Raw genomic sequence first — 26971 nt, 5'->3', positions numbered from 1 at the left:
GGGGACGCATTGATCGAGCACCGCGAGGTGCTCGGCCGAGACCCGCGCGGGATCGGGATGCAGCGACTCGCGTCCGCCGGCGGGGAAGGAATGGAGGGTGACCGTGTCCCCGGACGCGATCTCGAGCACCGGCGGCAGCGCAGCGTCGAAGTAGCCGAGCACCATCTTGTCGGGGGTGGCCGGGATCTCGTGATGCGTCGGCATGTGCGCTCCTCGGCTCGGATCACAGGTCGCGGCGTCGCGCTCGGCGACGCGGCGGAACGCGGATGCAATCGACGAACCAGGGCCCGGCATCGCCACGACGCATGCCGGTCATCGCCCGCCGCCCCCGCCGACGTGGATCCCGATCACCACCCGGCTCGCGGGACGGCGAGCGCCGTCATCAGGCCGGTCTCGTCGACGAGCGCCGCGACCGCGTTCTCCCGGCTGCAGGAATCGGCAGGGATGCGCAGGCGATAGCCGATCCGCCGCTCGCTCATCGCTTCGAAGCCGGGCCGAGCCGCGAGGTCCCGGCGCAAGCGCCGCGGCTTGTCCAAGGCGGCGAGGCGCCCGCCGCAGAACAGGGCGAGATGCAGGCTTCGGCTCGGCTGGTCCGGATCCAGCGCGTAGGCCCCGACCAGGAGCTCCGTTGGGGAGATGCGCTCCACCGTCTCGACGGCCGTTCGCAGGGTTGGGGGCAGGGCGAGGCCTCGCGTGGCGATGGCCGCCTCGGCCGCCGCCCGCGACGTCCATGCCGCGGCGGGCAGGGCGGCGACCGCAGCGCGGGCCCGGCTCTCGGCCCAGTCGTTCCGCGCCGTCTCGGCGCTGCCCCAGAGGGCGCAACCGGTGAACACGACGAGGAAGGCGGTCACGCCCCGCCTCAGCGCGACCGGACCCGCAGCGTCGATCCGCCCGCGAACGCGCCGATAGAACGCGACGTCGAGGGGCCCGAGGAGCGTGGCGGCCAGAAGCGAGCCCGCGAGGCAGACGCCGGCATAGGCAGGCCCCGACCAGTCCGGCGGGCAAGCCCAGCCCGCCAGCAACAGCACCGGCGGATGCGCGAGGTAGAGCACGTAGCTCCAATCCCCCAGCGCGATCGTCCCCCGCGCCACCGGCCCCACCCGGCGGACGGGCGGCGCCGTGACGGCGGCGCCCACGATCAGCACCGCGGCGACGCCACCGAGCCAGCGCGCGGCCGCCGTGTCGACGAAGACGCAGAGCACCAGGAAGGGCAGGGCGAGGAGCGCCGTCGCCGGACGCATCCGGCCCGACGCGATCAGCCGCGGCAGCAGCAGGCCGCCCGCGAAGGGCGCACAGGCCGCCGTGACCGGCACCAGGTAGAGCGGCGGCGGCATTAGGCTGCGGCTGTCGGGCGGCAGCAGCGGAAAGGCGACCGCCAGCAGGACGAGCCAGCCGGCCGCGAGGGGAACGAGGCGCCGCGCCTGCCCGGCCGAGGCCAGGAGGAACAGGCCGACATAGAACGACAGCTCCAGGGCGAGCGTCCACTCCACGTTGAGGGGCGAGCTTCGCGCGCCTCCGGGCGCGAGGGACAGGGCGAGCACGGACACGCCGCCGAACTGCAGGCCGAGCGCCGCGAACAGGCCGGCGAACAGCGCCACCACCCCGAAGTAAGTCGGGAAGATGCGGCTGACCCGATGCGCGAGGAAGACGAGCGGCGCATCGCGGGTGACGAGCCGGGCCATCAGGAAGCCCGACAGGGCGAAGAAGATCGCCACGCCCCAGACGCCCATCAGGGTGTCGAGGGTCGCGAACGGCCGCGCGGCACCCCGCAGCGCCTGGGCATACACGGCGACGTGGTGCACCAGGACGAGGCTCGCCGCGAACGCCCGCAGGAGTTGCAGGTTCGCCAGCGCCCCGCCGGGCCGCGCGATGCCCACGGCCGCCAGGGCGCCGCCTGCCGGCCGCGAATGCGTCGGGGCCGTGACGGCGGGAGGATGATGTCGGTCGAGACGAGTCTGCATCGCCGGCGCTTCGAACAGTGTTGCACGCTGAGCGTCGCAGCGCGGATGCCCGCCAGAAACAGTCAGAAACATGGCCGATACAAGATGGCCGTGCCGCCTTTCGCTGGGTCTGCCGTTAGGGCCACAGTATGAGGATACCGGTATCGCTCGAACACTTTGCCCGGATGGCGTGCGAAGCCTCGCTCGGATCGCAGAACCCCGATCCCCCGCTTCGCCGGCCCGGGGCACCATGGCGCAATGCGCACCGAGCGCCGCGGATTGCGACGTGCGACGGCGACGTGCGCCGTGACGCCTCGCCGATCGGTGGGACCGCGGCAACGGCGACCCACGCCGTCATCCCCCCGGCCTTCGACCCCGCGACAGCCCCGTTGCGCCGCGCAGCGGCATCGGCTAGGAAATCGGCACGGTCAGCACCCGTAGCTCAGCTGGATAGAGCGTTGCCCTCCGAAGGCAAAGGTCACACGTTCGAATCGTGTCGGGTGCGCCACTTCCCTACCGAACCGCGAACATCTGCCCGGCGGGTGAGCCAGCGCCGGCGATGACAGGTTCCGGGCCGGCCGGATTGCGAATGATGCGGACAGCGTTCTCGACGCAATCGACGATCGCCTGAAGCAACGCCTTCGCAACGGGATTTTGCCCTGCGTCGCGCTCTCACGCATCGACCGGCCGCATGACGCGATCAATTCGGGTGCGCTCTCCGCGAGCGGACGGTCCGCGATCCGCTCGATCGCTGATGCGAGGCCCGAAACAAGCTCTTCGACAAGCCTTGAAAGATCGCGTCGATCGGTCTGTACGCCGGGCGCCCTTGGTCATGATCGACACCGATCGGCATGAGCGGATGGTGCGTTCCCGCGGCGGTCGCGCGCAAAGCAGCATCGTAAGTCGCGGCGCCAGGCTTCACGCCCGTCCGCGTCGCGTGTCGGCATCAGTTGGTGATTTGCGGCTGCATGGTCGTCTGCCCGAACATCTTCGCCAGCGCCGCATCGATGGACGGCCCGTCGGAGGCTTCGGCATACCAGCCCGGCGAGGAGCAGGCCTGCAGGTTCGGCGCGATCTGCGAGACGTAGGGCTGGACCAGGCTTTGATAGTTGCCATCCAGCGCCGAGCTTCCCGTGGTCGGATCGGCCAGGATCGGCAGGTAGGTGGTGTAGATCACCCCGACGGTGATGTTCTTGTTCTTGTAGCTCTGGCAAACGGCCGGATCGAACGCCGCGGTGCAATGCCCGGAGGTGCAGGAGGAACCCTTCACGTCACGCAGGCCGTCGGTGATGATGATGACGTAGGCGCGGGACGTCGCCTGGCTGGTTCCGTCGCCGCTCGTCGGGATCTTCGTCAGCAGATCGGTCAGCGGCTCCTTGAGGTAGCTGTCGCCTGTTCCGCCACCGTTGTTCGGGCCCAGGTCGATGTTCGCCGCCGCGGCCGACAGGCCGTTCCAGTTCGAGCTGAGCGCCGCCAGCTGATTGAGGCTGTAGGTCGTTCCGTTCGCGGATGAGAGGCCCGTCGTGTAGAGCGCGATCCGGTAGTTGCTGGTGCCGGCGGCGAGGGCGTCGCTCTGGGCCGTGGAGATGGTCTTGTTCACGGCATTGCGCAGGACGTCGATGCGCAGGGTGATCGGTGGAACGGCGCTGCCGGCGATGGACTGATAGCTGCTCGCCAGCCTGCTGCCGGTCTGCACGACGTGACAGCCGAAGACGCAGCCCGTGGCGCCCGAGTTGCCGGCGTTCCTCTCCATCGTCTTGATCAGGGTGAAGAGGCTCTTGGCTCCCGCCGTGGTCGAGGCCAGGCCCATCGACTGCGACACGTCCAGAGCCATGTAGAGATCGGTATAGAGCGGCATCGAGGCCGAGGATTTCGCGGAGCCGGAGGCATTCATGCTCCGGACGCCGAAGATGCCGCCGAACGACGTCCTGGTCGCGACGTTGAACGTCGCCAGCGCGTCGATGCGCTGGCCGACCTTGGCGACGGTCACGGTTCCGCCCGTCGCGATGACGTTGGTCATCCGCGCCACGTGCGCGTTGAACAGGCCCGTCGCACGGGTCTGCGCCTCGGTCTTGGCGGACGCGACCGAAGCGGCGCTGCCGTCCGATTGCTGGATCAGCGCCTTGGCGACGCCGCTGGCATAGAGGGCGGCGGCGTCGGCGGCGGTCTGGCAGGTGGTCCGGGCGGTGAGCAGCTGCCCGTAATCGATGGCGAGCCCCGTGGTGCCGATCAGCGGCAGGAGGAGCAGCCCGAAGAGAAGCGCGATGTTGCCGCGCCGATCCGAGCGATAGGCCGCGACGGAGCGTCCAACGCCACGGCATGATCTCCAGAGGGCGGATCGAGGCGACATGCGAAAGGACTTTTCTCTCTCAGGAACCGGGGCAGTTGGTCGCCGCATTGACCTGCGTGACCTGCCGCGGCCGGAAATAGGACGATCGTCGGAACGTCCCGGGAAACGGAAAGCCCTTCAGGAAGATCGGCTGGAAGAAGACCGCGACATCGACGACGACGAGCGAGACGGGACCGAAGGTCGAGGCGGGCAACGTCGCCGGCGTGGTGGCGGCGCTGTCCGGCGCGGTCAGAAGCAGGCCGCACGGCCTCACGCTGCCGGCCAGCGCACGGCTGAACACGGTCGATGCCAAGTAGATGCAGTTCGCCACGCAGGTCGCGTCGGTCTTCGAGAACCTGACGCTGGAGATCGTCAGGTTGACCAGCGCGGGCAGGTTGGTGCTTCCGATCTGCCGGCCGTAGGCCAGGATGTCCGCATCGATCAGCGGTGCGCTCTGGATGATCCCCGAGATCTGCGCCTCGGTCAGGGTCGTGGTCGCCTGCGAGACGAGCTCGCCGATCGAGTCGGCAACGTAGCCGGCCCTGTTCGCGGCGGTGACGGCGCGGCTGATGTCGACGGCCCCCATGAAGAGCACCATCAGAAGGGGGGCGATCAGGGCGAACTCGACCGCTGAGACACCCCTCCGGCAGGCCCACACGCCGCGTCGGGACCAGCACCGCACCGACGATGACACGCGTTCGGCCAGGGTCATCGCAAGGCACGCTCGCCGTGGGACGCCGGCCGGGACGGGTCGGCAACGCCGTGGCGGCCCGCGATGCGCCAAAGCTGGCCGAGATGCGATCCGAACCGGGCTTTCCCTAGCACGACTGCGAGCTTCCGGTCGCGGATTGGAAGGGTTCGTTGTAGATGAAGTTCGTCGATCGCAGGACGACCGAATTCTTCACGACATCGCCGAAGACGGATTGAATGAATGCCCCTATGTTGATGAAGCTATAAGATACATCGATGAAAAGATAATCTCCGGATATTCCGAGACAGTAGGTGCTCTTGCTGCTGTCGAGATTGACCGGAACCAGCGCCGGAATGCTGGATCGGATGAAGGGGGCGATGTTCGGTGCCGCAGGGGCGCTCGAGACCTTGGTGATGCTCACGACGATGTTGGCGCAGCTGAGCGGAATCCTTAGTGCCGGACAGAGCAGGGTGGTGCGAAACTGGTCGGCGGTCAGCCCCTGGGACTGCACCGCTCCGGTCATGACCTGGCGCGAGGCGGTGCGCGTCGCGGCGTCGAGGGATTGCAGCGCGAAATGATACAGGGCGACGTGAAGGATCGCGAAGACGAACCCGAGAAACGGGACGACCGTCATCGCGAACTCGACGGCAGCGGCGCCGCGCTCGTCGCTGAGAGCGGCACCGGACCGGAACCTCCGCATCACCGCCCGGAACATCGCACCTTCTCAGCATTCGGCCGCCGCGGAGCTTATTCCGGCCCATCCGATCGAGATCATTCATGGGGCGTCCGCTCTTAACACGCGGTCAATTCAGCAACGGACCGTGATAGGACAAGAACCTAGGTAGCAAATCTTAGCTTGGGCGGCGCGACGATGATCGCATAACCTGAAGTATCTTGAGTCCCACGACGCCGTTGCCACCGCCGTTCCATCGACCTCGCCGGCGGCCTTCGGACCGAGCCGGGCGGGAGGACGTCTGGATCACTTTGGGAAAGCGGGATCTGCCGGAGCCTCGCCGGCAAGCTCACGAATGCGCGACTGCCCCGGAAGATCTTGTGCCTCAAGATGGGGCGTCAGCCCGATCGGCGGTCCAAATCGCCGAGCGCTTTCACCCGGGCCCGGATCATCTTCGAGTCGGCCTTCCAGCATTGATGATCGCCCCGATGGGGGAACCTCGGACCCGGCCGAGCTTGAGATCGGCTCGGATCAGGCCGAATCACCGCCAGCTCACGCGGATCGATAGTCGCAAAGGCCGTCATCGAAATGGAGTCCGTCTTCGGCCCCACGGCCACCGCCTTCGCGCAAGGCCGGCGGAACATCGACCTGCCGAGAGAACCGGAGACTTCCATCGATCGTTCGATGTCTTCGGCACCGACGCGTCGGGCGGTGAATTGCTGTCGCAGGTCGTCGGGGCAAACTGCCCGTTTTCGAGGCGGAGCCTGACCTACCGAGTGGATCGACGGTCTCGGTTTCTCGAGGTGCGGAAGTCGCACCCGGCCGTCTCGATGCCGCGGACAGCGCAGGAGAGCGGTAGACGCTGTCGCGGCTATCCATCATCGTCCTGCAATCCTGGCCGAAGTCGCGGTACGGCTTGGGCGACGCCGAGGACTCGATCCTTGCGAACGAGTGCTGGTCCCCCGCTCGGTCAGTGTCCATCCGAACGCCGAGGCCATCTCGCGACTCGGTCGTTCAGATTGCGGCCCAATCACAACACATCACGCTATGATCGGCCGAAATCGGATCACGAGATCACCTCGGCAAGCCGGAAGACTCGAGTCTGGCATGGGATCTGCTACACAGAAACATGGGCGAAAGATTTTCCACGCGTACAACCGCGGGTATATAGGTAGAACAATCGGTTCGATGAGTTTTGCGGTCGCCTGAGTGCTTCGGCAGCGTCGACTTGGAGTTGAATCTATGGGTGTGGCCTCTGTACGCCAAAACAACTCCGTTATGGACGGCCTGTTCAGACAGCACAACGGTTGGTTGATGAAGTGGCTCGGCCGGCAGCGCTGGACCGTCGTGCCGCCTGAGGACCTCGCCTCCGACGTGTTCCTGGCACTCCTGCAGATGCCGGGAGCGGGTTCCGTGCGCGAGCCGCGCGCGATGATGACCACCATCGCGCGTCGCCTCATCTTCGATGCGCGACGCCGCAACGACCTCCAGCGCGCCTACGAGGCGGAGCTGGCCCTGATGCCGGAAGCCTTGGAGATTTCCGCGGAGGAGCGCCTCATCGTCGTGCAGGCCCTGAGAGCGATCGACGTCATGCTGGCACGGCTGTCGACGAAGGCCCGCACCGCGTTCCTGATGAGCCAGATCGACGGGCTGCCCTATGCCGAGATCGCCGCGGAGCTGAAAGTCTCCGTCAGCATGGTCAGGAAGTACGTGGCGCAGGGCCTCCGGGCCGCCCTGTGTGCCGACGCAGGAATCGGGACGGCCGCGGCGCGGGAGACGCGGTTCTCATGACGGCGGCGACGATGCTCGACGACCCGCGGGCCGAGGCCGCCATCGCCTGGATGGTGGAGGTCAATTCCGGCGAGATGTCCGAGAAGGCGTATCGCGAGTTCGAGGCGTGGCTGCACGCGGATCAACGCAACGAGAGCGTCTGGATCCGCCTTCAGGAAAGTCTGTTGCCCTGCGGCGTGGCCGCTCGCCAGGGTCTGGTGCGCGGCAGCGTGACAAAGCGGCTCATGCAGCGGCGGCAGTCACGCCGGACCGTGCTCGCGAGCCTCGCCGGCGTCTTCGGCATCGGCACGGCCGGGCTCGCGCTGACGGATCGCTTCCTGCCGTTGAACCACATCCTGGCGGATCAGGTCACGCTGACGGCGCAGCAGAAGCGCCTGACCCTCGTGGACGGAAGCGAGCTCGTGCTGTCGCCTCGGACCGCGGTCGACCTCCAGTACGAGCCGGGGCTGCGCGCCATGCGACTCCTCGACGGCAAGGTGCTGATGCGCGTCGCCGCGCGCTCCGTCCCGTTCCATGCCCAGGTCGAGGACGTCACCCTGAACACGGAGGCGGGCACGTTCCTCGTCGAGAGGCGCGAGGGCGTCCTGACGCTGTCGGGCCTCGAAGGCGCCGCCCGCGTCGGGAGGGGCGGCGCCGGGGACGGCCTGAGCCGGGGGGAGCAGATCGAGTTTGCCGGCGGACTCGTCCGCCGACGCGCCTTCGACATCGAGAGCGCGACCGCGTGGCTCGACGGGCTGCTCGTCGCCAAGGACCGGCCGCTCGGCTCGATCGTCGACGGCATCCGGCCCTATTTCCCGGGCGTGATCCGGCTCGATCCCGCGGTGACGTCGCTGCATGCCACGGGCGTGTTCTCGCTGGTCAATCCGAGCGATACCCTCGACGCCCTCGCCGAATCGCTCGGGCTGTCGATCAACCGCATCGCCGGATACTGGGTCACGCTGCGGCCTCGCGACAGCTGACGTCGGCTCCGCGGACCGAGCGAGACGCCCGTCACCGCGATGCAGCCTCGACCGAGGGTTTTGGGCCGCGCCCGGCCTCCGTGCCGCTCCGGACAGATCGGCTCCTGGTCCTGACCGGCGAGGGGGATGCCCCGAACGCGCATCGGGCCCGCCGCCCAGGTCCACCTCGCCGCTTGCCGATCAGGCGCAGCGCTGCCGCGATCCGGCCGGTCGTGGCCATCGTGACCCGCCGAAGCGCAACAGGCCGATACCCGCCCCATCATATCTGCCGGTGCGCGGCCGAGGCGGGCGCGGGCGGTCCTGACTCACGAGTCTTCCGTGAGCGGGGGGCGATCATCGGGATCGCCCGTGCCGCCGCGTCGGGAGGCCGGCGCGGCCGAGCCGCAGGGGCGGGGCGAGCGCGGGCGGTCCAGGCAGCGCTCGACCAGGGCGTCGAGCTGCCCGAGCACGACGGCCGGCATGCCGGCCGCCTCGGCCCCCGCGCGGGCGGCACAGGCGCGGGCCAGCGCCTCGCGCGAGCGGCCAGCGGTGAGGAGGACCGTCGCGAGGGCCTCGTGGATCCGCATCGCGATGCGCGCGGCGCGATCGGGCCCGGCGGCGTGTTCGGCCCGGTCGAGGACGTCGAGCGCCAGGGCGATGCGCGCCGCATCGGCCGGGGCGCCCCGGATCGCGGCGAAGTCCAGCGCGCCGACGAGCGCCGCGCCGACGCGCAGCAGCACCTCGCCGTCTCCGGCGTCGAACGCGGTCAGCCAGCGCGCGTAGGCCAGCGCATCGGGGCGGCCCATCGCGAGAAGCAGCCCGAGCCTGCCCGACCCCCACCGGGGCTCGAGGTCGGGGTGCAGGGCGAAGGTCTCGTCGTAGACGCGCAGGACGCCCGCGAGATCGCCCGCCCGCCCGCACGCGGTCAGCGCGGCGTGCATCCGCCGGGTTTCGCGGACCTTCTCCCGCGCGAGCCCGTCGCGGTGCGCCTCGGCCACGGCCGCGAGGTCCCAGGACCCGGCGGCGACGGCCGTGAGCGGCTTGGCGAGCCGCAGGGGCGGCCCGATCCAGGCGATGCGCCCGTCGCGATCCACGATGAAGGCCTTCGGCACGCCCGACTGGTAGGAGGCGTGGAACCACGCCTGGTATGTCGGCCCGTAGACGTCTCCCGGCGCGGGCGGCGCGTCGATCGCCACCGCGTAGCGGACGGCGCTCCCCTGCGCACGCACGAGGCAGCGCACGGCATCCGGCCGGCCGAGGGCCACGGCCAGGACGGCGACCTGGGGATGGGCGGCCTGGAGCGCGGTCAGGCAGGGAAGGCTGGCCCGGGACACCGGGCAGGCCGGGGACCAGAACGCGACGATCGAGACCTGGCCGGGCGGCACGCCCGCGACGGGCTCGCCCCTGACGAAGGCCGAGAAGCTCAACCCCGGAGCGGGATCGCCCAGCAACACTTCCACCTTCGACATCGCTCTGGGCTCCCCCTGGCGCGGGTCTCGCGGATCGGACCGCCTGTCCGCCGGCCGAACGCCGGCCCGGACCGGGTGCCGGGACGGCGAGCCGCCGCGGTCAGGCCGGGCCGATCCGGCAGACGCCGTCCGCGCAGACCATCTCGGGCATCGGCGCGGCAGCGGCCGCGGAGGCCGCGGCGGCGCAGCGCTCCAGCAGCGCGTCGGTACCGGCCAACCATTCTGGTGCCAGGCCCGCCGTCTCGGCGAGGTCGCGGGCCGCGCGGGCGCGGGCCTGCGCCGCGTCGGCCTGCCCCGCGGTCAGGAGCGCCTGCGCGAGGGTTGCCAGAGCCTCGACCCGCTCACCCGCGCCGTCGCTCCGGGCCAGGACGGCGTGCTCCGCCTGCAGCATGGCCTCGACCGCGAAGGCGGCGATCGACGGATCGACCGGCTTCTTGGCCTCGAGGTCGCCCTGCACGGAGCGGCGCAGCATGGATCCGACCTGAAAGTGGGCCTTGTCGTCGCCGGGAGACGCCGCGATCAGGTGCCGCGCGTAGTCGAGAATGTCGGGCCGTCCTTCCCAGAACATCAATCTGAGCTTGGCGTTGCCCTCGACCCGCTCGAGCTCGGGATCGGCCGCGAAGTGTTCGTCATAGGTCCGCAGCATGGCGGCCCGGTCCCCGGCCCGCGCGTGCCGCATGATCTCCGCCTGCAGCCGCGCGGCTTCGCGCGTCTTGGTGCGCACGATCATGTCCCGGTACGCCTCGGCCTTGGCGGCCAGGTCCCAGCGCCCCTCGAGGACGGTCGCGAGGGGCTCGTCGAGCTCCATCGGATGGCCGATCCAAGCGATCCTCCCGCCGCGGTCGACGATGAAGGATGCCGGGATGCCTTTCCGAAACGACGCCTCGCACCAGGCCTGGTAGCTCGAGCCGCCCGCCTCTCCGTCCGCGCGCGGCGCGTCCAGTGCCACCCGGTAGGCCATGGCCTCGCCCTGCCCGTGCACGAAGTCCTTGACCCGCTCCGACGGACCTAGGGCGACGCCGAGGACGACGACCTCCGGGTGGGCTGCCTGGAGCGCGGTGAGGTGCGGAATGCTCGCCACGCACGGGCCGCAGGTCGGCGACCAGAACTCGACGACCGCGACCGTCCCGGGCACGGCGGCCTCGACCGGTTCGCCCTTGAGGAATGGGCCCAACTGGAGCTTCGGCGCAACGTCGCCGACGAGCAACTCGGTGTTCGACATGGATCTTCCCTTCGGTCTCGGCGGCCGGAAGCCGGGCGCTCCCGCGTTCGGCGGCCTCTGTCCACCTGCCAGAGATGACGGACGAGATCGGCAAAGCGTCAGCGGCCATCCGCCCGGCGCCGCGCAAAAAGGTTCCGCCCCGGCCTCGAAATATTTCGCGGAGCGCTGACGGTTTCGCGGGCTCGTCCGTCAGGCTCGGCAAGAGGGTTGAAAAGGCGGGGGCCAACGATGGCGGCGAACACTTTCGGCGGGGTGGGACGACACGTGCGCGGCGCGGTCTCGGCGGGGGCCCTGGCGCTCGCCCTGGCCGGCGGCTGCCGGCCGGCGCAGGCGCAGACGGTCTATGCCTTCGACGTGCCGCGCGGCGACCTCGCGGAGGTCGTCACCCGCATCGCGCGCACCGCCGGCAGGCCGATCGTCTTCCCGGCCACTCTCGCCCGGGGGCGCATGGCCGGGCCGATCAGCGGGCGCGAGTCGGTCGAGGCGGCGCTGGGCCAGGCGCTGGCGGGCACCGGCCTGCAGGTCGCGCCCGGCGCCGGCGGCAGCCTCACCATCCGCGCGGCGTCGGGTCCCGTGGCCGGGGTGCCGGCGGGTGCCGACCTCGCCGCGATCGACGTCACCGATGCCGGCGGCATCCCCGGCGGCTCGCACGGCGACCAGGGCTTCCAGCCGGGGGATGCGGGCGAAACCATCCGCATCGGCGACGCGCCGGCCCGCGAGATCCCGATCTCGGTCTCGACCGTGACGCAGAAGGTGCTCGAATCCCAGGTCGTCACCTCGACGGCCGACGCGGTGCACAATGTCGCTGGCGTCAATCTCTCTCCCGCAGGCAGCGGCATCGGCCGCCCGACCTTCACCATCCGCGGCTTCTCCGGGGCCGGGTACAACGTCAACGGCATTCCCAACGGCGGCATCGATCAGGTGCCGATCGATGCCGTCGAGCGGGTCGAGGTGCTGAAGGGACCGACCTCGATCCTCAACGGCGTGAGCGACCTCGGCGGCCTCGTCAACGTGGCGCTGAAGCAGCCGACCAGCGAGACGATCCGCAACCTCACCGTCCGCTACGGCTCCTACAACTACAAGACCATCGCCGCCGACCTCGGCGGGCGCGTCGAAGGGCTGGAGGGCACGACGTACCGCTTCGTCACCTCTGGCAACCACGCCGACCAGACCTACGCCGGATACAAGGATCCGCACGAGATCCTGGTCGCCCCGAGCGTCCGCTGGCAGGGCCAGGACCTGACGCTCCAAGGCGACCTGCGCTACTCCCAGGCGCGGATCGCACCTGGGACCTTCGCGTTCATCCCGGCCCTCGCTTCGAGAGCCGTAGCGCCGATCGTCGAGCCGCGGCGCGGCGTGCCGATCGGCAACGACTACTTCGGCGGCACCACCGAGAACCTGACCCTGTCCACGAAGCAGTCCTACGATGTCGGGCGCATCTTCGGCATGGACGTCACGCTGAACAACAGCTTCGAATGGTCCGACATCGGGTACTCCATCCATGTACCGACCCTTTCTACTGCGGGAAATATCAGATCTCTCTCCGGCCCCTTGTCATTTGTGCGCAATGGATCCGACTCGAAAGTTTTGAGCCTCACCGACCGCTTCGACGTAACCATGAAATACGAGAGCGAATTTGCGAAGCAGACACTAAAGTTCGGCTACGATTACTTGAATTCTCACAGTAACTCCGGCCGCGAACTCGACAGCTTCACAGCAAATCTGGCGACGGGGCTGCCCGAGTTCCCAAGGCGGACGCCGAACGAAGTTCCGCTCAGCATCACCAAGACTATGAACACGACGCAGGGAATCTACATCCTCGACAAGGTCGATACGCTCGATGATCGGCTTCACATCCTTGGATCGGTCCGGCAGGACGCCTTCGACTCCTCGTCGACAACCTCGATCCCCAGGGTCAAGCGATCGACCTCGAGCGCGTCGACCAGCGACGGCCCGTCCTGGCTCGCCGGAGCGGCGTTCGATGTCACGTCCTGGATGACCGTCTACGGCAATCGGTCCGACGGATATTCTCCCAATACAGGCGTAGACATATCCGGCAACGTGCTGCCGCCCGAACAACGGGATCTGGCCGAGGTTGGTGCGCGCTTTGCCCTGTTCGACAAGCGCCTCAACCTAACGACGTCGTTCTACGATCTCGTGCGCACGAACGTCGCGATCAACGATCCGGCGGATCCGAGCGGGCAGAGCAAAATCCTCGTGGGGGGCCAGAACAGCAAGGGCATGGAAATCGAGGCCCAGGGCGAGGTTCTGCCCGGCCTCAACCTCATCGCCAGCCTCACGAGCCAGACCTTCGAGGCCGGGAAGGATACGAATGCCTACAATCTCTATGGCCGGCCGAAGCATCTCGCCAACCTGTGGGGGACGTATACGCTGCAGGACGGCCCCTTGGCCGGGCTGACCTTCGGGGGCGGCGTGCGCTACGTCGGCACCTTCCTGATCACGCCCAATAGCGCGACCGTATACCGAATTCGCGGATACGACACCTTCGACGCCGCGATCTCGTACGACCGACCCGACTATACGATCAGCCTCAAGGTCGACAACATCCTGAACAGGTACTCGCTCGTGCCGTCCCTGATCACGACCTACCTGTCCCCCATCCAGGGCCGCAACGTGACGCTGCAGGCGACCTACCGATTCTGACCATCGCGACCGACCGCACGGCCACGCCGCGGCAGGCGCCCCGCCCCCGTCGACGACGCGGTCGGGTCGACGCCGGGCGCGGGCCCTCGGCCCGGGCGGGCCGGGGCCGGGTTCGCAACGCGCGGCTCTCGCAGCAGGTCCCGCAGGTCGCTCATGCCGGCCCGGCGGGCCGGCACCAATCGTCGAGGACAATTTCATGATCTGGCTCGGTGCCCTCCTTCTCGCCGCCTCCGCGGCGGTGCTTTCGGCCGAGGGCTTCGGCCTGGGGTCCCACCGGCTGCTGGCCGGCTTCCTCGTCCTCGCCGCCGCGGCGAGCTTCCGCGCGGGGCCCGTCTCGGCCTTCCACCGGGTGCTGATGGCCCTGTTCGGCTGCGAGGCGGCCGTCCTCGCGCTGAACGTCCTCGCCGATGCCGGGGGCCTGCTCGCCGACCGGCCGCCGGCGCTCACCGTCTCCGAGCCGGTGGTGATGACGCTCTGCCTGTCGGTGGCGGCGTTGCGCGCCCTGGCCGGCCTCCCGGTCGTGCGCCGGGCGCTCGCGATCGCAGACCGCTTCTTCGCGTCGCCGGAACGCACGCACATCCGCATCCTCGGCCGGCGCCTCGCGATCCCCGACCGGGTGCTCGCGCGCGTCGGCGTCGTCGTGATCGTGCTCCTCAACCAGGTCGTCGTCGTCTTCCAGATCCAGACGCTCCTCATCTCGTCGCGCTTCATGGACGCGCTGCAGGCCTATGACGGCCCGACCTTCTGGCACACGCTCCTCGTCACGATGCCGCTCTGGCTGCTGCCCTACCTCTGCTTTTACCTGCTGCATCACATCCTGACCGCGCTCCTGGCGGTGCGCTGGCGCCGGAGCATGAGCGCGGACTACACCCGGCGCTGGATCGCGACGGGCGCGCATTACCGGATGGGGCTCGCCGGCCCCGGGACCGACAACCCGGACCAGCGCATCCAGGAGGACGTTCCGCTCTTCATCGACGGGGGCCAGGGCGGCGGCTCCGGGGTCGTCGACCTCACCTTCAGCGTGATCGCGACGTTCAGCTCGTTCCTGGCCTACGCCCTGATCCTCTGGAAGCTCTCGGACAAGCTGCGCCCGTTCGGGCCGGACATCGTCGTCCCCGGCCTGCTGCTCTGGGCCGCGGTCCTGTACGCGGTGGTGATCACGGCGGTGACGATCGCGATCGGCCGCCCGCTGATCCCGCTCTCCTTCCGCCGCCAGCACGTCGAGGCGGATTACCGCTACGGCCTCGCGCGCCTGCGCGAGTACGGCGAGCAGATCGCCCTGATGGCCGGCGGGCGCACCGAAGCCGGCATCGCCGACCGGCTGTTCGGCCACGTGCAGCGCAACGCCTACGCGATCATCGTGATGACGGCCGGCCTCGCGCTCTTCCAGCTGACCTGCACGCTGCTGAGCCACAATCTGCCCTACATCGCGCTCGGCGCCCTGTTCCTCACGCATCAGGTGACGCTGGGCGACCTCAGCCAGGCCGCCGCCGCGTTCGGGTCGGTGTCCGCCGCGCTGACCTTCTTCTCCGCGCGGTTCACGAGCCTCGCCGCGCTGAAGGCCGTCATCGACCGCCTGTCCGGCTTCGACGACGCCCTCGACCGCATGGCGGCGCCGGGGGGCGGCCGCGTGGAGGTCGGCCGGGACGGGGCGATCGCGCTGGCGGAGGCCGCCATCCGCCTGCCCGACGGGACCGCCCTGGCCGAGGGCCTGTCGCTGCGCTTCGTGCCCGGGGAGAACGTCCTGATCACCGGGCCGTCCGGCACCGGCAAGTCGACGCTGTTCCGGGTGATGGCCGGGATCTGGCCGTACTGGAGCGGGCGGATGAGCCTGCCGGAGGGGGCAAGCCTCCTCGTGCTGCCGCAGGCGCCCTACCTCCCGGTCGGCTCGCTGCGGGCGGCGGTGAGCTACCCGGCGCCGGCCGACGCCTTCGCGGACGAGGCGGTGGCCGCCGCGCTCCGCGACGCGGGCCTCGGCCACCTCGCCGCATCGCTCGACCGCGACGAGAACTGGTCGCAGACGCTGTCGGGCGGCGAGCGGCAGCGCGTCGCGATCGCGCGCGCCCTGCTGGCGACGCCCGACTGGCTGCTGCTCGACGAGGCGACCTCGGCGATGGATCCGGCGCTGGAGCGCCAGGTCTACGAGACCCTGAAACGGCGGCTGCCGCAAACGACGCTGATCTCGATCGGCCACCGCGACAGCCTGATCGCCCACCATGCACGCCGGATCGACGTGCCGCGCGACGGCGACGGCTTCCGCCGCTCGCCCGCCGCGCAGGCCGCCTGAGCGCGCGGCCCGATGCAGGAACCTTCGATCGACGGGCACCGCCCGACCCTGGACCGCAGCTGGCTGCGGGACGCCCTCGACGCCGTGGGCGCGGAAGCGGCACGCAGCGCCGACACGCACCTGCTGCGCGTGCCGCTCGCCGGCCGGGCGGGGATCGACCTCTACGTGAAGGACGAATCCGCCCACGCGACCGGCAGCCTCAAGCACCGCCTCGCCCGCTCGCTGTTCCTCTACGGGCTGTGCAACGGCTGGATCGGGCGCGACACCACCGTCGTCGAGGCGTCGAGCGGCTCGACCGCCGTCTCGGAAGCCTACTTCGCACAGATGCTCGGGCTGCCCTTCGTGGCGGTCATGCCGGCCTCCACCGCGGCCGAGAAGGTGGCGCAGATCGCACGCTTCGGCGGCCGCAGCCACTTCGTGGACGATCCCGCCGCGGTCCACGCCGAGGCCGCGCGGATCGCGGCCAGGACCGGCGGCCACTTCATGGACCAGTTCACCCATGCCGAGCGGGCGACCGACTGGCGGGGCAACAACAACATCGCGCAATCGATCTTCGGCCAGCTGGCGCGGGAGCGCTTCCCCGTGCCGGCCTGGATCGTGGTGGGGGCGGGGACGGGCGGCACCTCGGCGACGATCGCGCGCTACCTGCGCTACCGGGGCCATCCGACGCGCCTCTGCCTCGCCGACCCCGAGGCCTCGGTGTTCCACCGCCACCTCGCCGATCCCGCGGTGACCTCCGCCCGCGGGCCGTGCTCGGTCGTGGAGGGCATCGGCCGGACCCGGCTGGAGCCGTCCTTCCTGCCGCAGCTCATCGACCGCTGGGTCGCGGTGCCGGATGCGGCGAGCCTCGGTGCGGCGCGGGTGCTGGCGGAGGTGCTGGGGCGCTCGTGCGGCGGCTCGACGGGCGCCAATCTCTGGGCCTGCGCGCAGGTGATCGACGGGATGGCGGCGCGCGGCGAGAGCGGCTCGGTCGTCACCCTGCTGTGCGATTCGGGCGAGCGCTACCGCAGCACGCATCTCGACGACGCATGGGTCTCGGCCCGGGGCCTCGACCTGCGCGAGCCGATGCGCGCCATGGCCGCCTTCCTCGCGGGCGTCGGGCCGGCCGGGCCGACGCCCGCGACGCCCCCTCGGAGCTCCGCACATGCCTGAACCGATGCAGGCAGGACCCGCCCGCCGTCATAGCGTCCTGGAGGATGGGCTCGGGATCCTGGTCGGGACGCTCCTGGCCAGTTTCGGCGTGGTGCTCTACGCCCGGGCTGCGCTGCTCGTGGGCGGGGTCGTCGGCCTCGCGCAGGTGCTGGCCTTCATCAGCCCGGTGCCCCTCTGGCTGGGCCTGTTCCTCCTCAACCTGCCCTTCTACGGGTTCGCCCTGCGCACGAGCGGACGCGCCTTCGTCCTGCGCACGCTGCTCGCCGTGACGCTCGAATCCGTGGTCGCGCGGGAGGCTGCCGGCTGGCTCGAGATCGCCGCCATCGATCCAACCTTCGCAGCGGTCGCGGGCGGCGCCCTGATTGGCGTCGGGCTGTTGTGCCTGTTCCGGCACGACACGAGCCTCGGCGGCATCGGCATGCTCTCGGTCTACCTGCAGGCACGCTACGGCCTGCGCGCGGGCGGGGTCCAGATGGCCTGCGACCTCGCGATCCTCGCGGCCGGCTCCTGCCTTCTGCCGGCCCAGAACCTCGTCCTCTCGGTCCTCGGCGCGATCGTGATGAACGGCGTGCTCGTTGTCCACCACCGCGCGGACCGCTACGTCGGCGTCACCCGGGTGCTGCGCACCGGCATGCACGAACCCTCGAAAACTGCGTCACCGAGCTGTCGCTTTTCCAGCCTCGTCCGTCAGAACAGGTGGGACCGACGTGTTCCTGGCTGCAGGGGGACGAGATAATGCGCATACTGACGAGCCATCGCACCGGGGGCCGGGCGAGAGCAACGATAGGGCGGATCGCCAGCACGTTCGGTCTGTTGGCGGCGCTTTGGTCGTTGCCGGTGCAGGCGCAAGGCCCTGTCCCCGCCTCCGACGCCGTCGCGTCGCCTGCGGCGCCGACCGTGGAGGTACTTCCGGCCACGATCGGCGTGGAGGTCAAGCCCGAGGCGGCCGCCGCGCCGCCGGCGGCCGGGGCATCGCCGGCCCCGGCGGCCAAGCCGCACCGCGACCTCTCGCCGTTGGGCATGTTCCTGAACGCGGACCCGGTGGTGCAGGGCGTGATGGTGCTGCTCGCCGCGGCCTCGGTCCTGACCTGGACGATCCTGCTCGCCCGGGCGCTGGGCCTTCTCCTGGCCAAGCGCCGCCTGCGGGCGAGCTCGCGGCGATCCGCGCGGCGACGAGCCTGGACGACGCCGCCCGTCAGGTCCGGCACGGCCTCGGGGCGCAGCTCCTCGTCGAGACCGAGGAGGAGCTCGCCCTCTCCCAGGGATTGCCGAGCGAGGGCATCAAGGAGCGCGTCGCCATCGCCCTCGAGCGGATCGAGGCGGCCGCCGCCAAGCGCATGGCGGTCGGCATCTCCATCCTGGCCACGATCGGCTCGGTCGGCCCCTTCGTCGGCCTGTTCGGGACGGTCTGGGGCATCATGCGCAGCTTCATCGGCATCGCGAACTCCAACACCACCAACCTCGCGGTGGTCGCCCCCGGCATCGCCGAGGCGCTGCTCGCCACCGGCATCGGCCTCGTCGCGGCGATCCCCGCCGTGGTGATCTACAACGGGCTCGCGCGCAGCGTCGTCGCCTACCGCATGCTGGCGACCGACGCGGTGGCCCTGATCATGCGGCACCTGTCGCGCGACCTCGACCGGCGCGAGGCCGGCACCTTCCCGGCGCCCGGCAAGGCCGCCCGGCTGCGCGTGGCGGCGGAGTAGCGCGATGGCCGTCCGGCTCGGATCCCACGCCAACGGCGACCTCGCCGAGAACGCCGAGATCAACATCACGCCGTTCATCGACGTGATCCTGGTGCTGCTGATCATCTTCATGGTCGCCGCCCCCCTGTCGACGGTGGACGTCGCGGTCGAGCTGCCGACCGCGAGCGCGCCCCAGCAGGCCCGTCCCGACAAGCCCGTCTTCGTCAGCGTGCGGTCGGACCTGACCGTGGCGCTCGGCGAGGACGCGGTGGATCGGGCCGCCCTGGGCGGCGCCATCGACGCGGCGACCAAGGGCAACAAGGACGAGCGCGTCTTTCTGCGCGCCGACCGGGGCGTGCCCTACGGCGAGCTGATGGGGGTGATGAACCTCCTGCGGGCGGCGGGCTACCTCAAGGTCGGGCTCGTGGGCCTCGAGGACGTCGGCGGGGGGCAGCCATGATCCACCCGCCGCCGGAAGCCTTCGTGCGCGCCGTCGAGGCGGTGCGCCTGCGCCGGGAGGCGCTGAGCCGCACCCGGTCGCCCGGGCGGATCCTCGGCTGGGCGGCGGCGGCGGGCCTCACCCTCGGCCTGCATGCGGGACTCTACCTCCTCCTGACCCGCCGGGACGATCCGCCTCCCGCCTGGCCGGAGATGCCGGCGGCGGTGATGATCACCCTGTCCCCGATCGCCGTGACCGCGCGCTCGGAGGTCGACAACACCACCACCGGGCCGCCCGCGGACGCCCGCACCCAGGCCGAGCCCGAGCCGGTGGAGGAGGCCCCGCCGCCCCCGGCGCCCGAGCCGGTCGTCGACGTCCCGCCGCCCCCGCCGGACGTGAAGCCGCAGGCCGTGCTGCCTCCGAAGCCGCCCGAGGCGAGGGCGGCCGAGAAGCCGGTCGAGAAGGAGAAGCCGAAGAAGCCGGTCGAGAAGCCCAAGCCCGTCGATCGCAAGCCGAAGCCGGTCGAGACGCGCAAGCCGGTCGAGCGCAAGGAGAAGCCGAGCGTGGCCGCGCGCGCCGGCGGCGGGCCGCGGTCGGATCGGCGGACGGCCGACGTCACCGCGGCGGCGGCCGCCGGGTCGGCGGTGAGCGAGGCCTCGCGGGCGAGCTGGCAGAACGAGGTCCGGGCCAGGATGGTGCGGGCCAAGCGCTTCCCGTCCGAGGCGCGCGGCCAGACGGGCGTCGCGGTGGTCGCCGTCACCTTCGGGGCGGGCGGCAGCGCGTCCGGCGTCAGGCTGGTCACCTCCTCGGGCAACGCCGCCTTCGACGCCGAGGCCATGGCGGTGATGTACCGGGCCGCCCCCTACCCGCCGCCGCCCGGCGGCCGCACCACCAGCCTGACGGTGCCGCTCGTGTTCCGCCGCTAGGCCCCCGTCGCCCGACACGTGCCCGCTCGAGGGCGAGCGGTCGCGCCCGCCCCCTCTCCGACCGCCGCGGACGAACCGCGGCTTCCCGACGAGGCCCCGCCCATGATCCCTTCGACCGGCCCGCATCGCGTCGATCCCGTCCTCGATCCGGGCGGCGGCGCGTCCCCGGGCCTTTCGGTGACCGGCACCCGGCTCGCCAACGGCCTGCAGGTCGTCGCGATCCCCGATCGCCGCAGCCCGATCGTCACGCACATGCTCTGGTATCGCAACGGCGCGGCCGACGACCCGCCGGGCAAGTCTGGCATCGCGCACTTCCTCGAGCACCTGATGTTCAAGGGAACCCGGACCCATCCGGCGGGGCACTTCACCGAGGTGCTGGCGGCGCTGGGCGGCCAGGAGAACGCCTTCACCGCCTACGACTTCACCTGCTACTTCCAGCGCGTCCCGGCCGAGCACCTCGCCCTCTGCATGACCTACGAGGCCGACCGCATGCGCAACCTCGTCCTGACGGACGAGGCGGTGGCGAGCGAGCGCGACGTGGTCCTGGCCGAGCGCGGCATGATCTGCGACTCGGACCCGGGCGCGCTCCTGCGCGAGGCCGTCGCGACCGCCGCCTTCCCCGCCCATCCCTACGGCCGCCCGGTGATCGGCTGGCGCCACGAGATCGAGGGCCTCGGGCGCGCGGACGCCCTCGCGTACTACGAGCGCTTCTACACGCCGTCGAACGCCATCCTGGTCGTGGCCGGCAATGCCGAGCCGGAGCGGGTGCACGCCATGGCCGAGGCCGCCTACGGGGCGATCCCGGCGGCCGGGGCCGCGCCGGAGCGCCGCCGGGTGCAGGATCCGCCCGTCCGCGCGCAACGGCGGATCACGCTCGCCGACGCCAAGGTGCGCCAGCCGCACATGGTGCGGGTGTTCGCCGTGCCGTCCTACGGCACGGGCCGGCCGGGCGAGGCGGAGGCCTTCGAGGTGCTGGCCGTCCTCCTCGGCCACGGCCCGACCTCCGTCCTGCACAGCCGGCTCGTCGTCGGGCGCCGCTGCGCGACGGCGATCGGCGCCGGGTACTCGGGCGCGCACATGCTGGAGCAGGCGCAGCTGTCGATCTCGGGCGTGCCCGCATCCGGCACCACGCCCGAAGCGCTCGACGAGGCCGTCGAGGAGATCCTGAGCGCGCTCGCCGAGTCCGGCTTCGCGGCCGAGGACGTGGTCCGGGCCAAGCGTCACCTCGTGGCCGCGGCGCTCTACGAGCGCGACAGCCAGTCGTCGCTGGCCCAATGGTACGGCACCCTCCTCGCCTGCGGGCTCGACCTCGAGGCCATCGGCGCCTGGGTGTCCCGCGTCGAGGCGGTGACGCCCGAGGCGCTGCGGGCCGCCCTGCTCACGCTCGACCGGCGCACCGGCGTGTCCGGCTACCTCCGCGACGACGCCGCAGCGGCCCGACTCCCCCGAGAGGCGATCCCATGACGATCCACGTCCCCCCCGTCTCCCTCGCCGAGCGGGTCCGATCGGTCCGCAGCCCCGGCGGGATCGAGGCCTGGCTCTTCGAGGACCACGCCCTGCCGATCCTGTCGGCGAGCATCGGCTTCCGGGGCGGTGCCGCGCTCGACCCGCCGGGCAAGGCGGGCACCGCGCTGCTGATGGCCCGGCTGCTCACGGAGGGCGCCGGCCTCCTCGACAGCGAGGGCTTCGGCCGGGCGCTCGCCGACGACGCGATCCGCCTGTCGTTCGGCCTGGAGCGGGACGGCCTGCGGGCGCGCCTGCGGACCCAGTCCAGCACGGTGGACAGGGCCTTCGCGCTCCTGCGGCTCGCGGTGAACGAGCCGCACTTCGCCCCTGCGCCCCTGGCGCGGGTGCGCGCCGCGGCGACCGCCGGCGTGCGGCAGAGCCTCGCCGATGCCGGCCAGACCGCGCATCTGGCGTTCTTCGCGCGCGGCTTTGCCGGCCACGCCTACGCGAGCCCGGCCGCAGGCGACCTCGCGAGCCTCGAGGCGATCGACGGCGCCGACGTCGTCGCCCTGCATCGCCGCATGCTCACCCGAACGGGCCTCCTCGTCGCCGTCGTCGGGGCGATCGGCCCGGAGGCGCTGGCAGGGTTGCTCGACAAGGCCTTCGCGGACCTGCCCGAGGGCGAGGCGGCGGCCACGCCGCCCGTCGCGCTCGCCGGCCTGGGCGAGCGCGAGGTCGTCCGCCTCGACGTCCCGAACGCCGCGATCGTCCTCGGACGGCCGGGCATCCGCCTCGACGATCCGGACTTCACGGCCTCGCAGGTCGTGAACCACTGCTTCGGCGGCGGCACGTTCACCGCGCGCCTGATGCGGGAGGTCCGGGAGAAGCGTGGCCTGTGCTACGCGATCGGGTCGGGGTTGGACGCCGCCGCGGCGGCCTGCACGCTCAGGATCTCGACCTCGGTCGCCAACGCGCGGGTCGGCGAGACGCTGGCCGTCGTCGCCGACGAGGTCGCGCGGCTCGCCTCGGATGGGATCGGCCCGGACGAGCTGGAGGCGGCCAAGAGCGCCATGATCGGCGCCTACGGGCTGAACTTCGACACCTCGGTGTCGATCGCCGAGCTGCTCCTCACCCTGCAGTTCCAGGGGCGGGGGCGCGATTGGCTCGACGCGCGCAACCGGCGCATCGCCGCGATCACGACAGAGGATGCGGCCCGTGCGATCGGCCGCCTCTTCGGGGACGGGGCGATGCTCACGACGATCGCCGGCGATCCGCCGGCCGGAGCCGACGCCTGACTGGATCGGGACGGCATCCCGCCGGCCCGGCGCCCGCGAGGCGCGCATCGAGACGAGGGGAGCAAGCGGATGAGGACGATGGTTCATGCGGCCGTGATGGCGGCGGCGATCCTGGCCGAGCCCGGCCTGGCGGCGGCGCAGGCGAGGCGCCCCGATCCCGGCCTGGAGCTCGGCGGCCAGGACTCGCAGTACAACAGCGACACCAAGGCGATGCGCAACCAGCTGCAGGGCGGGGCGAAGGAGCTCGGCGGGGCGAAGGAGCTCGGCGCCGCGGCGGCCCCCGCGCCGGTCCGCAAGGCGGCCCGGCCCGAGAAGACGTTCGGCCCCGACCTGGCCGCCTTCGTGGCCGCCCCGGTCGGCGTGATCGTGACGCCGATCAACGCGGGCCTGCGCGCCTTCGACACCGCGATGGCGCCCCTGAACGACGCCCTGCGGCCGATCACCGGTCCGCTGGTGCTGGCGCCGCCCCCCGCCCCGGTGCCGGTGCCGGTGGGACCCGGCAAGTAGGCGGCCCATCCAGGGGCGCGAAGCAGGACCTCGGGACGCTGCGGGCGGCCCCAGGCCCGGCTTCGCGCCGCCTCGCCGGGAGATCCGCATTGCGCCACAGCTTGACCCCAGAGGTCGCCGCCCGCTTCGCCGTCGTGACGCTCGGGCATGTCACCCGGGAATATCCGAACCACCTGGCCCATGTGCTGCGGGGACCGGAGGATGCGGCCACGCCGGAGACGCTGCACCCGGTCTTTTACGGCAGCTACGATTGGCACTCGTGCGTCCACGGCCACTGGCTCCTGGCGCGCCTGCTCCGCCGCTTCCCGGACAGCGCCGAGGCGCCCGCGATCCGCGCCCTGTTCGATCGGCAGCTGACGGACGGGAAGATCGCCGGCGAGTGCGCCTATCTCGCCGCCCCGACCGCGCGGGGGTTCGAGCGCCCCTACGGATGGGCCTGGCTCCTGAAGCTCGCCGACGAGCTGCGGCACCTGCCGGAGACGCGATGGTCCCGCGCGCTCGCCCCCCTCGCCGGATTGTTCGCGCAACGCTTCCGGGACTTCCTGCCGATCGCCGGCCACCCGGTGCGCGTCGGCACCCATTCCAACACCGCCTTCGGCCTGCGGATGGCCTTCGACCATGCCGAGGGAACCGGCGACACGGCCCTGGCCGGGCTCCTCGCCGACACGGCCGAGGCCTGGTACGGCGAGGATGTCGACTGCCCGGCCTGGGGCGAGCCGGGGGGCGACGAGTTCCAGTCGCCCAGCCTGATCGAAGCGGAATGCATGCGACGCCTGCTCCCGTCGGCGCGCTTCCTCCCGTGGCTCGATCGCTTCCTGCCGCGCCTCGCCCACGGCCAGCCCGCAACTCTGTTCGCGCCGGTCGTCCCGACGGATCGCAGCGACGGCAAGATCGCCCATCTCGACGGTCTCAACCTGAGCCGGGCCTGGTGCTTCCGCGCGCTGGCCGAAGCCCTGCCGTCGGGCGATCCCCGCCGACCGATGATGCTGGAAGCAGCCGAGGCGCATCTCGACGCCAGCCTCCCGCACCTGACGGCGCACTACATGGGCGCCCACTGGCTCGCCAGCTTTGCGGTGCTGGCGATGGATACGGAACCTGCGAGCGGCCGGGAGGGATGACCTTCGAGCCAGACGAGGGGCGGCCCGGAGCGGCAGCCAGGAACGCCGACCGCCGATCCGCAACGGTCGGTCAAACGACAAAGCATGCCAACCGTGGCGACAGGCTCCCTCACCGCGCCCACGCCGCTTGGGCGAGCCTGAGTCGGAACAAATCGGGCTGAAACAGCCTGAGTGTGCGGGGCAGCATCGGCCGACGCCGTGCGGCCGCCAACATCGTCTGGGGATGCGACGCGCCATGATCATGATCATCATCTGCTTCCTGGCGCCCTGGCTGGCGATGTTCCTGCGCGGGAAGGTGATCCAGGGCATCCTGTGCATCCTCCTCCACATCACCGTCATCGGCTGGATTCCGGCAACGATCTGGGCCCTGGTGGTCACGCGCAAGGAAGCTGCGTAGGGGCGTCGGACCCGGGGAGGCTTTCATGCAGAGCAGGCTCGCGAAGACGATCATCGGGGCGATCCTCGCCGTCGCCCTGGCCGTCGCCGTGTCCTACGGCTTGATCACCCAGCAGACCGCCGATCAGATCCAGACGAAGGCCGACCAGACATTGCAGACCGGCCCTGGTGTTCCGCCGGCCGGGCCCGGGCAGCCGGCGCCGGCGCCGCCGAACCCACAGGTGCCGACGCAGCCCGGCACGACGCCGGCAACCCCACCCGCGGCGCCGCGGCCATGAGGAGGTCGCAGCCGGCAACCGAGGCGCGAGATGTCGGCTGCACCGCGATGAGGTCGAAGGGCCGCTCCGCATGAGGGCGTCTCCGGACCCGGCAGGCTCCCGGAGTTCACCTCCATTCCGAAGGATAGGCCCATGCTGATGACCGTGCTTCTGCTGGCCTTCCTCGGCATCCTCGTGGTGATGCTGGTAACGCGCCGGCATATCGGACGGCTCGGATCGCTGGCGACGCTGATCGCAGCCGCGGCGCTGGCCCTCTGGCTGATCGACAGCGGCCTGGTCCCGGGGTCCAAGGGCCCGCTCGAGGGCGACCGGGCGACGACGTTTCGCGACCGGTGATCGCCGTCCGTCGACGAGCGCGGTCGCGCCGAGATCCTGACCGGCTGCGCCCTTGCGCCGCCGGTCATTTGCGCCTTCGGCTTCGTTCGGCGCGGCCTCGGCCGCGTCGGCTCGGAAATGGCTCCGGCTCGGCGAAGGACGACCGGCAGCGTGCCGGCCGAGGTCGCAGGCAGCCGGCACTTCGAGCATCGCAATCCTAGCGCGCAGCGTCCTTCCGGCGCGCCACGAGATCGAGGTCGACGCCGACCTCGAGGGCGACCCATTGGCCCGACGCCCATGGCCCCTGCCCGACGCCGAAATCGGTGCGCACGAGATCGAGATGCCCGGTGGCGTGAGCGGCATCGCCGGCAAGGGTGAGGCGGAAGGGCAGGGTCGCGTCGCGGCGGATGCCGCGGATCGTGAGGCTGCCGACGGCCTCGTAGGCGTCGCCGCCCCTGGGCACGAAGCGCGTCGCCTCGAAGCGGGCCTGAGGCGTCGCCTTGGTGGCGAACCAGTCGGCCTGCGGCAGGGCCTCGTCGCGCTGGACGTCGCCGGTCTCGGCGCTGGCGAGGTCGACGGTCACCAGCGCATGCCCGGTCTCCGGGGCGGCCGGGTCGAAGGCGATCTCGGCCTCGAAGCGCTTGAAGCGGCCCTTGAACGGGACGCCGACCTGAACCCCCGAGAAGCCGAGGCGGCTCTTGGCCGGGTCGACGGCCCAATCCGCGGCCTCGGCGCAGGCGGGTGCGGCAAGGATCGCGGCGGCGAGCAGCAGGCGATACGTCATCGGGGCGAAACCTCGCGGCGGGTGGGGCCGAGCGACAGCAGCATCCGCCGCAGGGTGTCGTCCCGCAGGACGAAATGGTGCCGCAGGGCGGCGCCGGCATGCAGCACGAGAAGGGCGATCAGGAACCAGGCGCCGGACGCATGGACCAGCTTCGATCCGGCCTCCACCGCCGCCTTGTTCGGGAGGTCCGTGACGATCGGCAGATGCGGCCAGGGCACGACGCCGTACAGGACCGTCGGGATGTTGAACGGCGAGGCCGAGACCAGCGCCCAGCCGACCAGGGGCATCGCGATGATCAGCGCGTAGAGCACGCCGTGGGCGAGATGCGCCGCGCCCCGCTCCAGGGCCGGCATCGCCGCCGGCAGGGGCGGGGGCCTGTGAAAGGCGCGCCAGCCGAGCCGGAGCAGCGACAGCACGAGCACGGTGATGCCGACCGACTTGTGCCACTGGTAGAGCTGGAACCGGCGCATCGGCGCCAGGTCCGCATGCGTCATCGCGAGGCCGATGCCGAGGAGCGCGAGCACCAGGGCCGCGATCGCCCAGTGGAAGGCGATCGCGACGCGGGTGTACCGGAGCGGGGCAGGGGCCACGGCCTCGGGCATGGTCGTTCCTGGCATCGCGATCTCGGG

General features: G+C 71.2%; 24 protein-coding genes, 1 tRNA gene and 1 pseudogene. 17 read left to right on the top strand and 9 right to left on the bottom strand.

The annotated features are described in order from the left end of the window. Both MKK60_RS22065 and MKK60_RS22060 read right to left on the bottom strand, forming a co-directional pair. A pseudogene (locus tag MKK60_RS22065) lies at positions 1–204 on the bottom strand (amidase); the annotation flags it as partial. A 143-nt stretch (positions 205–347) separates the two neighbouring features. After that, positions 348–1961, bottom strand: a complete 1614-nt coding sequence (locus MKK60_RS22060) for an acyltransferase family protein (RefSeq protein ID WP_243988584.1) — start codon at positions 1959–1961, stop codon at positions 348–350. Positions 1962–2371: 410 nt separating this feature from the next. On the opposite strand from MKK60_RS22060, the gene MKK60_RS22055 reads away from it, so the two are divergent. Then, a tRNA-Arg gene (locus tag MKK60_RS22055) sits at positions 2372–2448 on the top strand. 438 nt (positions 2449–2886) lie between these two features. Here MKK60_RS22055 and MKK60_RS22050 read toward each other — a convergent pair. From MKK60_RS22050 to MKK60_RS22040, 3 genes are all read right to left on the bottom strand, one after another. Next, complete coding sequence (locus MKK60_RS22050; protein ID WP_243988583.1) at positions 2887–4290, bottom strand: pilus assembly protein TadG-related protein; 1404 nt, start codon at positions 4288–4290, stop codon at positions 2887–2889. A 19-nt stretch (positions 4291–4309) separates the two neighbouring features. Continuing rightward, positions 4310–4981 (bottom strand): TadE/TadG family type IV pilus assembly protein, encoded by a 672-nt coding sequence (locus MKK60_RS22045; RefSeq protein WP_243988582.1) that lies wholly within the window; start codon positions 4979–4981, stop codon positions 4310–4312. Positions 4982–5087: 106 nt separating this feature from the next. Then, positions 5088–5675: a TadE/TadG family type IV pilus assembly protein gene (locus MKK60_RS22040; RefSeq protein WP_243988581.1), complete on the bottom strand. Its 588-nt coding sequence runs from the start codon at positions 5673–5675 to the stop codon at positions 5088–5090. 1200 nt (positions 5676–6875) lie between these two features. Here MKK60_RS22040 and MKK60_RS22035 point away from each other — a divergent pair. Both MKK60_RS22035 and MKK60_RS22030 read left to right on the top strand, forming a co-directional pair. After that, positions 6876–7424 carry a sigma-70 family RNA polymerase sigma factor gene (locus tag MKK60_RS22035; RefSeq protein ID WP_243988580.1) on the top strand — a complete coding sequence of 183 codons (549 nt, stop codon included), beginning with the start codon at positions 6876–6878 and terminating at the stop codon, positions 7422–7424. Next, positions 7421–8383, top strand: coding sequence for a DUF4880 domain-containing protein (locus MKK60_RS22030; RefSeq protein WP_243988579.1), 963 nt, complete (start codon positions 7421–7423; stop codon positions 8381–8383). The genes MKK60_RS22035 and MKK60_RS22030 overlap by 4 nt, the downstream gene beginning before the upstream one ends. Positions 8384–8688: 305 nt before the next feature. Here the strand turns inward: MKK60_RS22030 and MKK60_RS22025 are convergent, their stop codons facing one another. Together MKK60_RS22025 and MKK60_RS22020 are read right to left on the bottom strand one after the other, a co-directional pair. Then, complete coding sequence (locus MKK60_RS22025) at positions 8689–9831, bottom strand: TlpA family protein disulfide reductase (protein WP_243988578.1); 1143 nt, start codon at positions 9829–9831, stop codon at positions 8689–8691. Between the two features lie 100 nt (positions 9832–9931). Further along, the gene (locus MKK60_RS22020) at positions 9932–11053 is read right to left on the bottom strand and encodes a TlpA family protein disulfide reductase (protein WP_243988577.1); all 1122 of its coding nucleotides are present in this window, start codon (positions 11051–11053) and stop codon (positions 9932–9934) included. Between the two features lie 447 nt (positions 11054–11500). Between MKK60_RS22020 and MKK60_RS22015 the strand changes: the two genes are divergently transcribed. The 14 genes from MKK60_RS22015 (at position 11501) to MKK60_RS21950 (ending at position 25579) form a co-directional block, all read left to right on the top strand. After that, positions 11501–13717: a TonB-dependent siderophore receptor gene (locus MKK60_RS22015; protein ID WP_243988576.1), complete on the top strand. Its 2217-nt coding sequence runs from the start codon at positions 11501–11503 to the stop codon at positions 13715–13717. 196 nt (positions 13718–13913) lie between these two features. Next, positions 13914–16004: an ABC transporter ATP-binding protein/permease gene (locus tag MKK60_RS22010; RefSeq protein ID WP_243988575.1), complete on the top strand. Its 2091-nt coding sequence runs from the start codon at positions 13914–13916 to the stop codon at positions 16002–16004. 12 nt (positions 16005–16016) lie between these two features. Continuing rightward, complete coding sequence (locus MKK60_RS22005) at positions 16017–17156, top strand: PLP-dependent cysteine synthase family protein (protein ID WP_243988574.1); 1140 nt, start codon at positions 16017–16019, stop codon at positions 17154–17156. Next, positions 17149–17892, top strand: a complete 744-nt coding sequence (locus MKK60_RS22000; protein ID WP_243988573.1) for a YitT family protein — start codon at positions 17149–17151, stop codon at positions 17890–17892. The genes MKK60_RS22005 and MKK60_RS22000 overlap by 8 nt, the downstream gene beginning before the upstream one ends. Continuing rightward, positions 17864–18859, top strand: coding sequence for a tonB-system energizer ExbB (gene exbB / locus MKK60_RS21995; RefSeq protein WP_313901144.1), 996 nt, complete (start codon positions 17864–17866; stop codon positions 18857–18859). Before MKK60_RS22000 ends, exbB begins: the two co-directional genes overlap by 29 nt. Positions 18860–18863: 4 nt before the next feature. Further along, complete coding sequence (gene exbD / locus MKK60_RS21990) at positions 18864–19298, top strand: TonB system transport protein ExbD (RefSeq protein ID WP_243934982.1); 435 nt, start codon at positions 18864–18866, stop codon at positions 19296–19298. Beyond that, on the top strand, positions 19295–20203 hold the full coding sequence (locus tag MKK60_RS21985; protein ID WP_243934981.1) for an energy transducer TonB: 909 nt from the start codon (positions 19295–19297) through the stop codon (positions 20201–20203). The genes exbD and MKK60_RS21985 overlap by 4 nt, the downstream gene beginning before the upstream one ends. A gap of 102 nt (positions 20204–20305) precedes the next feature. Continuing rightward, positions 20306–21667 (top strand): M16 family metallopeptidase, encoded by a 1362-nt coding sequence (locus MKK60_RS21980; RefSeq protein WP_243988572.1) that lies wholly within the window; start codon positions 20306–20308, stop codon positions 21665–21667. After that, positions 21664–22944, top strand: coding sequence for a M16 family metallopeptidase (locus tag MKK60_RS21975; protein ID WP_243988571.1), 1281 nt, complete (start codon positions 21664–21666; stop codon positions 22942–22944). Before MKK60_RS21980 ends, MKK60_RS21975 begins: the two co-directional genes overlap by 4 nt. A 69-nt stretch (positions 22945–23013) precedes the next feature. Then, positions 23014–23451: a hypothetical protein gene (locus MKK60_RS21970; RefSeq protein ID WP_243988570.1), complete on the top strand. Its 438-nt coding sequence runs from the start codon at positions 23014–23016 to the stop codon at positions 23449–23451. An 89-nt stretch (positions 23452–23540) separates the two neighbouring features. Further along, entirely contained in the window at positions 23541–24569 is a 1029-nt protein-coding gene (locus MKK60_RS21965; RefSeq protein WP_243988569.1) for a DUF2891 domain-containing protein, read from the top strand. Positions 24570–24804: 235 nt separating this feature from the next. After that, entirely contained in the window at positions 24805–24966 is a 162-nt protein-coding gene (locus MKK60_RS21960) for a YqaE/Pmp3 family membrane protein (protein WP_243988568.1), read from the top strand. A gap of 25 nt (positions 24967–24991) precedes the next feature. Next, positions 24992–25243, top strand: coding sequence for a hypothetical protein (locus tag MKK60_RS21955; RefSeq protein WP_243988567.1), 252 nt, complete (start codon positions 24992–24994; stop codon positions 25241–25243). Positions 25244–25375: 132 nt separating this feature from the next. Next, the gene (locus MKK60_RS21950; protein WP_147727083.1) at positions 25376–25579 is read left to right on the top strand and encodes a hypothetical protein; all 204 of its coding nucleotides are present in this window, start codon (positions 25376–25378) and stop codon (positions 25577–25579) included. 196 nt (positions 25580–25775) lie between these two features. Here the strand turns inward: MKK60_RS21950 and MKK60_RS21945 are convergent, their stop codons facing one another. Both MKK60_RS21945 and MKK60_RS21940 read right to left on the bottom strand, forming a co-directional pair. Beyond that, positions 25776–26342 carry a YceI family protein gene (locus MKK60_RS21945; RefSeq protein WP_243934970.1) on the bottom strand — a complete coding sequence of 189 codons (567 nt, stop codon included), beginning with the start codon at positions 26340–26342 and terminating at the stop codon, positions 25776–25778. Continuing rightward, positions 26339–26944, bottom strand: a complete 606-nt coding sequence (locus MKK60_RS21940) for a cytochrome b (protein WP_243988566.1) — start codon at positions 26942–26944, stop codon at positions 26339–26341. Before MKK60_RS21940 ends, MKK60_RS21945 begins: the two co-directional genes overlap by 4 nt. Positions 26945–26971 lie beyond the last annotated feature (27 nt).

It is taken from the genome of Methylobacterium sp. J-092, from assembly GCF_022829325.1.
In the GTDB taxonomy this organism is placed as follows: Bacteria; Pseudomonadota; Alphaproteobacteria; order Rhizobiales; family Beijerinckiaceae; genus Methylobacterium.
Note: the sequence above shows the minus strand (reverse complement) of the source record. Positions and strands in the feature narration are given on the sequence as shown.

Excerpts from the sequence above, each read along its gene's own strand:
- MKK60_RS22030 (WP_243988579.1), top strand. The coding sequence starts at position 7,421 with ATGACGGCGGCGACGATGCTCGACGACCCGCGGGCCGAGGCCGCCATC.
- MKK60_RS22050 (WP_243988583.1), bottom strand. The coding sequence starts at position 4,290 with ATGTCGCCTCGATCCGCCCTCTGGAGATCATGCCGTGGCGTTGGACGC.
- MKK60_RS21985 (WP_243934981.1), top strand. The coding sequence starts at position 19,295 with ATGATCCACCCGCCGCCGGAAGCCTTCGTGCGCGCCGTCGAGGCGGTG.
- MKK60_RS22000 (WP_243988573.1), top strand. The coding sequence starts at position 17,149 with ATGCCTGAACCGATGCAGGCAGGACCCGCCCGCCGTCATAGCGTCCTG.
- MKK60_RS22040 (WP_243988581.1), bottom strand. The coding sequence starts at position 5,675 with ATGTTCCGGGCGGTGATGCGGAGGTTCCGGTCCGGTGCCGCTCTCAGC.
- MKK60_RS21945 (WP_243934970.1), bottom strand. The coding sequence starts at position 26,342 with ATGACGTATCGCCTGCTGCTCGCCGCCGCGATCCTTGCCGCACCCGCC.
- MKK60_RS22060 (WP_243988584.1), bottom strand. The coding sequence starts at position 1,961 with ATGCAGACTCGTCTCGACCGACATCATCCTCCCGCCGTCACGGCCCCG.
- MKK60_RS21975 (WP_243988571.1), top strand. The coding sequence starts at position 21,664 with ATGACGATCCACGTCCCCCCCGTCTCCCTCGCCGAGCGGGTCCGATCG.
- MKK60_RS21970 (WP_243988570.1), top strand. The coding sequence starts at position 23,014 with ATGAGGACGATGGTTCATGCGGCCGTGATGGCGGCGGCGATCCTGGCC.
- MKK60_RS21980 (WP_243988572.1), top strand. The coding sequence starts at position 20,306 with ATGATCCCTTCGACCGGCCCGCATCGCGTCGATCCCGTCCTCGATCCG.
- MKK60_RS22010 (WP_243988575.1), top strand. The coding sequence starts at position 13,914 with ATGATCTGGCTCGGTGCCCTCCTTCTCGCCGCCTCCGCGGCGGTGCTT.
- MKK60_RS21940 (WP_243988566.1), bottom strand. The coding sequence starts at position 26,944 with ATGCCCGAGGCCGTGGCCCCTGCCCCGCTCCGGTACACCCGCGTCGCG.
- MKK60_RS21950 (WP_147727083.1), top strand. The coding sequence starts at position 25,376 with ATGCTGATGACCGTGCTTCTGCTGGCCTTCCTCGGCATCCTCGTGGTG.
- MKK60_RS21960 (WP_243988568.1), top strand. The coding sequence starts at position 24,805 with ATGATCATGATCATCATCTGCTTCCTGGCGCCCTGGCTGGCGATGTTC.
- MKK60_RS22035 (WP_243988580.1), top strand. The coding sequence starts at position 6,876 with ATGGGTGTGGCCTCTGTACGCCAAAACAACTCCGTTATGGACGGCCTG.
- MKK60_RS22025 (WP_243988578.1), bottom strand. The coding sequence starts at position 9,831 with ATGTCGAAGGTGGAAGTGTTGCTGGGCGATCCCGCTCCGGGGTTGAGC.
- exbD (WP_243934982.1), top strand. The coding sequence starts at position 18,864 with ATGGCCGTCCGGCTCGGATCCCACGCCAACGGCGACCTCGCCGAGAAC.
- MKK60_RS22015 (WP_243988576.1), top strand. The coding sequence starts at position 11,501 with ATGGCCGGGCCGATCAGCGGGCGCGAGTCGGTCGAGGCGGCGCTGGGC.
- MKK60_RS22045 (WP_243988582.1), bottom strand. The coding sequence starts at position 4,981 with ATGACCCTGGCCGAACGCGTGTCATCGTCGGTGCGGTGCTGGTCCCGA.
- MKK60_RS22005 (WP_243988574.1), top strand. The coding sequence starts at position 16,017 with ATGCAGGAACCTTCGATCGACGGGCACCGCCCGACCCTGGACCGCAGC.
- MKK60_RS21955 (WP_243988567.1), top strand. The coding sequence starts at position 24,992 with ATGCAGAGCAGGCTCGCGAAGACGATCATCGGGGCGATCCTCGCCGTC.
- MKK60_RS22020 (WP_243988577.1), bottom strand. The coding sequence starts at position 11,053 with ATGTCGAACACCGAGTTGCTCGTCGGCGACGTTGCGCCGAAGCTCCAG.